Source organism: Segeticoccus sp. (assembly GCF_035708005.1).
In genome coordinates this window covers 1-5,740 of record NZ_DASSTI010000102.1, presented here as the reverse complement: position 1 = coordinate 5,740, position 5,740 = coordinate 1, and the positions used below count along the sequence as shown (strand labels likewise).

General features: G+C 71.1%; 5 protein-coding genes. 4 read left to right on the top strand and 1 reads right to left on the bottom strand.

Annotated elements, in window-relative coordinates:
* Positions 1 to 317 precede the first annotated feature (317 nt).
* The 4 genes from VFL99_RS10465 (at position 318) to VFL99_RS10450 (ending at position 3,813) form a co-directional block, all read left to right on the top strand.
* On the top strand, positions 318 to 752 hold the full coding sequence (locus tag VFL99_RS10465; protein ID WP_325106295.1) for an NfeD family protein: 435 nt from the start codon (positions 318 to 320) through the stop codon (positions 750 to 752).
* 4 nt (positions 753 to 756) lie between these two features.
* The gene (locus VFL99_RS10460; RefSeq protein ID WP_325106294.1) at positions 757 to 1,992 is read left to right on the top strand and encodes an SPFH domain-containing protein; all 1,236 of its coding nucleotides are present in this window, start codon (positions 757 to 759) and stop codon (positions 1,990 to 1,992) included.
* 175 nt (positions 1,993 to 2,167) lie between these two features.
* Positions 2,168 to 2,947, top strand: a complete 780-nt coding sequence (locus VFL99_RS10455) for a sulfite exporter TauE/SafE family protein (RefSeq protein ID WP_325106293.1) — start codon at positions 2,168 to 2,170, stop codon at positions 2,945 to 2,947.
* Positions 2,948 to 2,955: 8 nt separating this feature from the next.
* Positions 2,956 to 3,813 carry a TrmH family RNA methyltransferase gene (locus VFL99_RS10450; protein WP_325106292.1) on the top strand — a complete coding sequence of 286 codons (858 nt, stop codon included), beginning with the start codon at positions 2,956 to 2,958 and terminating at the stop codon, positions 3,811 to 3,813.
* A 3-nt stretch (positions 3,814 to 3,816) separates the two neighbouring features.
* On the opposite strand, the gene VFL99_RS10445 is transcribed toward VFL99_RS10450, so the two are convergent.
* On the bottom strand, positions 3,817 to 5,740 hold a 1,924-nt coding region (locus VFL99_RS10445; RefSeq protein WP_325106291.1), incomplete at its 5' end, for an HNH endonuclease signature motif containing protein.

Genomic DNA, 5,740 nt, shown 5'->3' with positions numbered 1-5,740 from the left:
CGCGCACCACCGCGGCGGCGACGCATGGCGCGCGGCCGTCCGCTTGCGCCTGCGCGACAAGCTGGTCGAGGGCGAGCGAGGTCTGTGGCTGCAACGGCATGGACATCTCCGGGTTTGGCGGATCTTTCGGCTCAACGGCAGGAACGGTACCGCCGTAATCGGTGCTGTCCAGTCGGACGGTCGGGGGCGTCCGATCGGTGGAATCGGACCTGCCACAGAGCGTGGGTTCCACGGCGGCTCGGGCCAGAACGTAATAACGGCAAGAAAGGTTACGAGTGGGGCTGCAAGGGCTTGCCCCACCGTGACACGATCATCCTGTGGAGAGTTGGGGTTGGTGGCTGATCGCCGCCGGAGCGCTGGTCGTCGGCGAGCTGTTCGCCGGTGATTTCGTGCTGCTGATGCTGGCCGCCGGTGCGGCCGCCGCCGGGTTGACCGGTGCCGTGTTCGGTTTCGGGATCGTGGGCGAGGCGTTGGTGTTCGCGGTCGTGTCCGCGCTCGCCCTGTTCTTCGGACGCCCCTGGATCAAGAGCCGCTTCTATCGCACGTCGCACCAGGTGAAGATCGGCGTGTCCACCATCCTGGGCTCCGAGGCCGTCGTCGTGGAGCACATCGACGCCGAGTCCGGTCAGGTCAACCTGAGCGGCGAGCTGTGGCGCGCGCGGCCGTACGATGCCGCGCGGAGCTATGAGCCAGGCGAGCGCGTACGCGTGATCGAAGTAGACGGAGCCACCGTTCTGGTGGGAAGGGACTGAATAGATGCAACCGGTGGAGTTGTTCCTGTACATCGTCATCGGGTTCTTGGCATTAGTCGTCGTGATCACCCTGCTGCGCTCGGTACGCCAGGTGCCGCAGCAGCGCAACGACGTAGTCGAGCGCCTAGGCAAGTACCACCGCACTCTGACGCCGGGCCTGAACATCCTGGTGCCGTTTGTGGACGCGGTGCGGACCAAGGTAGACCTGCGTGAGCAGGTGGTCAGCTTCCCGCCGCAGCCGGTGATCACCTCGGACAACCTGGTGGTCAACATCGACACGGTCATCTACTACGCGGTGACCGACGCGAAGTCGGCGGTCTACGAGATCGCCAACTACATCCAGGGCATCGAGCAGCTGACCGTCACCACGCTGCGCAACGTCATCGGCTCCCTCGACCTCGAGCAGACGCTGACCAGCCGCGACCAGATCAACGGGCAGCTGCGCGGAGTGCTCGACGAGGCCACTGGGCGCTGGGGGATCCGGGTCGCCCGGGTCGAGCTGAAGGCGATCGACCCGCCGCTGTCGGTGCAGGACTCGATGGAGAAGCAGATGCGCGCCGAGCGGGACCGGCGTGCGGCCATCCTCAACGCCGAGGGTGTCAAGCAGAGCGCGATCCTCGAGGCGGAGGGGCAGAAGCAGAGCGCGATTCTGCGGGCCGAGGGTTCGGCACAGGCCCGGATCCTCGAGGCCCAAGGACAGGCCCGCGCGATCGGACAGGTCTTCGACGCGATCCACCGGGGCAAGCCGACGCAGAAGCTGCTGGCCTACCAGTACCTCCAGGTGCTGCCGCAGCTCGCCCGGGGCGACGCCAACAAGCTCTGGGTCATCCCCAGCGAGCTGACCGAGGCGCTCAAGGGCATCGGTGGGGCGCTCGGTGGCCGCGACGGCTCCAGCGGCGGGGCAGACACCCCCGACCAGACCGATGAGGAGTGGACGCCCAGCGAGATGCCCGGCGGCAACGCGTTCGAGGACACCGTCCTGGAGGATCCGTCCCAGGCGCTGGCCGAGGCACGCAAGCAGGCTCGCGGCGCCACCGAGGAGGCCGAGGACCACGCACAGCCGATCGGCCGGCAGCCGCGGGGCACCGAGGACGCACCCGAGCCGACGCAGCCGGTCCGGCCGCCCGAGCCGACGCTGCCGGAGTCACCGACTCCGGAGCCGCCCCGTGAGGAGCCCCCCCGTCAGGAGCCGCCGAATCCTCCCCAGCCGCCGCGCCGGGAGCCGCCTGCTCCCGAGTAGCTCCGCCGGGAGCCGCCTGCTCCCCAGCAACGCGCTCCCGAGAAGCTGCGCCGCCGGGAAGCCTCCGGCCACCTGTCACAGGTACGTTCGCCGCGGCCTGGCTGCCACCGACGGCAACGGTCTGCTTCGTGGACGCCGCCGCAGGACCGCCGTGCGCGGCGATTAGGGTGTGCCGGTGTCGTTGCTGGAAGCCTTGGCCATCTTCGCCGCCGGTATGGCCGCTGGCACCATCAACACGATCGTCGGCTCGGGCACGCTGGTGACCTTCCCGACCCTGCTGTTCTTCGGCTACCCGCCCGTGGCGGCCAACATGTCGAACAGCTTGGGTCTGGTCGCCGGGGGCATCACCGGGGTGCACGGCTACCGCGCGGAGCTGCGCGGGCAGGCGCACGTCCTGCGCCGGCTCATTCCCGCGTCGCTGGTCGGGTCGGTGATCGGCGCGCTGCTCCTGCTGGTGCTGCCCGCCTCGGCGTTCAAGGCGATCGTGCCGGTCCTCATCGGGGTGTCGGTCCTGCTGGTCGTCTTCGGCCCGGCACTGCAGCGCCGCTTCGCCAAGGCCCACGAGCACACCGAGCAGGCAGTGGTGGCCCAGGGGAAGTCCCGCACCGCCGTCCTGCTCGGGGGAATCCTGTTCGCCGGTGCGTACGGCGGGTACTTCGGCGCGGCGCAGGGAGTGCTGCTCATGGGGCTGATGAGCGTGCTCATGACGGAGAGCCTGCAGCGCCTGAACGGCTACAAGAACGTGCTCGGCACCGTGGCCAATGCCGTCGCGGCGGTCGTCTTCATGATCGTCGCGTGGCACGAGATCCGGTGGGAGGCCGCCGGACTCATCGCCGCCGGTGCGCTGGTCGGCGGCTACCTCGGCGCCCGGATCGGCCGTCGCCTTCCGCCCTGGGCACTGCGTGGGGTCATCGTCGTCATCGGCGTCGCCGCCATCGTCAACCTGCTCCGGTGAGACGTCCCGTGCCTGTCACGATCGACGACCCGGGGGACGAGCGGGTGCGCGACTACCTGCACCTGACCGACGTCGCACTGCGCCGGCGGACCGAACCCGCTGAGGGGCTGTACATCGCCGAGAGCGAAAAGGTCATCCGTCGAGCGCTGGCCGCCGGCCACCGACCGCGGTCCTACCTCATGGCTGCCCGCTGGCTGGACACCCTCGGTGACCTGGTCCAGCAGGCGGAGGCGGACGGCATACCGGTGTTTGTCGCGGAGCACCCCATCATCGAAGCGATGACCGGCTTTCATCTGCACCGCGGCGCACTGGCGTCCATGGAGCGGCCGGAGCTGGCGCCGCCGGCGCAGTTGCTCGCCGGGGCGCGTCGCGTCGTCGTGCTCGAGGACATCGTCGACCACACCAATGTCGGCGCCATCTTCAGGTCGGCCGCGGCCCTGGGCGTCGACGCGGTGCTCGTGACCCCACGGTGTGCCGACCCCCTCTATCGCCGGAGTGTCCGCGTCTCGATGGGGACGGTCTTCCAGGTGCCGTGGACTCGGATCCGCGACTGGCCGCACGCGGCCGCCAGCAGCGACCGTCGTGGCGGCGTGGATCTGCTCCGGGACCTGGGGTTCACGGTCGGTGCCCTCGCCCTGGCCGACGACGCCGTGGACCTCGACACCCTCGCCGCCGATCCGCCCGAACGCCTCGCGCTCGTCCTCGGCACCGAGGGCGACGGCCTGTCCCGTCGGACCATCGAGGGGGCGGACCTCGTCGTGCGCATCCCGATGGCCGGGGAAGTGGACTCCCTCAACGTGGCTGCTGCCTCCGCCGTCGCCATGTGGGCTCTCCGCCCCACAAACGGCGCCCCGCCGGCCGGCTGAGGGTCAGAAGGCCGGATCATCTTCGTCCGCTCCGCTGCCCGGGTCGAGCTCGGCCCCGGGCTTCCCACCGACTGCTGGCGGCTCGGCGGCGCCGTGCGTTGACTCGGGCCGAGCATCCCCGTCGGCACCGGCAGCCCCATCCGTGCGCCGACCGGTCGCGCTGGTCCAGATCAGGGAGCCGTCGGGACCGGGTTCGCTGCGCCAATGCCGTCGCGTCTTGAGGTTGTGGTGGCGTCGGTGCTTCGCGAAGCCGTTCGTCTCGCTGGTGGGCCCACCGACCGGCCGGCCGGAGGCGTCGACGCGCCACTCTTGCTCGTGGTCGAGGTCACAGCGGCGTGCGGGGACCGTGCAACCGGGGCCTCGGCACGTGCCGTCGCGTGCGCGGATCTGTCGGGCCATGCCGGCATCGAACTGGTAGCTCGACGTCGACCGTTCGAGGCAGCGGCCCGTCAGGGGATCGGTCACGATCCGCGCCCAGGTCGACCCGAGTCGCAGGGCGATATCACGGGCCACTGCGGCTGGCACCGGGCCGTGTCCAGCGAGCTGGCCGATGCCGGTGTCGAGACCGAGCAGGGTCGTGAGAGAGACGACCAGGTCGACGTGCGCGACCGGGGGTGCTCCCAGCGCTCGGTACGCGCCCATCGGGTCGTCGCAGCCCCCGGGCTCACCCACGTCGGGAGGCTCGTGGGAGACGCCGGCCCGGAACGAGGCGCCACGACCGCTGCCGGCGGGGGAACCCTCTCGGCCGCTCGCGGCGACCCGGAGCGGCGGCACCCAGCCGTGGAGGATCAGGTCCAGTGCGACGTCAGAGCGCAGTTGCGTCAACGTCCGCGAGTCGCCGGCCCCGCGGAAGCGGCGGGCCAGTGCGTCGACCCGGTCCAGGGCCGCGGCCACCCGAGAGCCCTCCCCGGTGATCCAGAGCTCGCCCGTGCCGTCGTCGTGCAGGTCGGCACCGGCGTCGCGTCGTTCGAGTGCGTGTTCCCGGTCGCGGGCCGTGTCGTCAGGGGAGCAGTGCCGGCGCTTGCGGTTGCCGAGCCGTCGCCGGAACTGGCGGTGCGACCAGGGCGCGCCGTCCGGCCGGCAGCCCAGCACGTCTCGCATGATGTCGTCCACCAGGTCCGGCTCCAGGTCGCTGGTCTCCTGCTCGACGAGCTGCGCCCGGTATGCCGAGCACAGCCCCTGCCGCATCAGCTCCCGGGCATGCCCGGTGCGGGTCCGGCTCGCCGTCGCGAACGAGAGCTGCTTGCGCACCACCGCCTGTCCCTGACCGGTGGCTGCTTCGATCTCGGCGCACGTCGTGTCGCGCACGGAGGCGTACTCGCGCTCGCGGGCGGTCCGCGACAGGTCCGCCAAGGAGGGCTCGTCGAGCAGTTGCTCCGACAGCGCCGCGTGCAGCCGCTCGACGGCGTCGGCCTGCATCGCCTCGACCCACGCCTTCACGGCCTCGCCGGCTTCGACCAGGGTGAGCGCCTCCTCAGCTTCGAGCGCGCCGAGTCGGGCGGCAGCAGGAACGTCCTCGTCGGAACCAGCACCGCCGTCGTCGCGATCGTCGTCCCCAGCGCTACCGCCGTCGCGGGCACTGCCGGGAAAAGACCCATCGGTCTGGTGCTGCAGCGCCTCGGCACCGAGAAGGCGCTGCAGGGAGTGGCGGACGAGGACGGGCAGCTGGTCGACGCGCCCGCGCACCTGCAGGGTCACCGGTGCGCCGCGCAGCGCGCGATGGCAGTGCCGATCGAGCTCTGTGGACAGGCGCTGCTGGCCCCGGCGCGTGGTCAGCTCCACGAACGACGTCCGCAGGACCGTGACACCGGCCATGCGCAGCAGCGCGCTCGACACCTCGTCCGCGATGGAACGCGGCTCCTCTGCGGTCTGCCGACCGGCCCGCGGTGGTGCGGCCGGCCGTCCCTGCTGTGCCGCCATCGGTCCT

Bases quoted from the DNA above. Each gene is read 5' to 3' on its own strand.
- VFL99_RS10460 (WP_325106294.1), top strand. From the start codon at position 757: ATGCAACCGGTGGAGTTGTTCCTGTACATCGTCATCGGGTTCTTGGCA.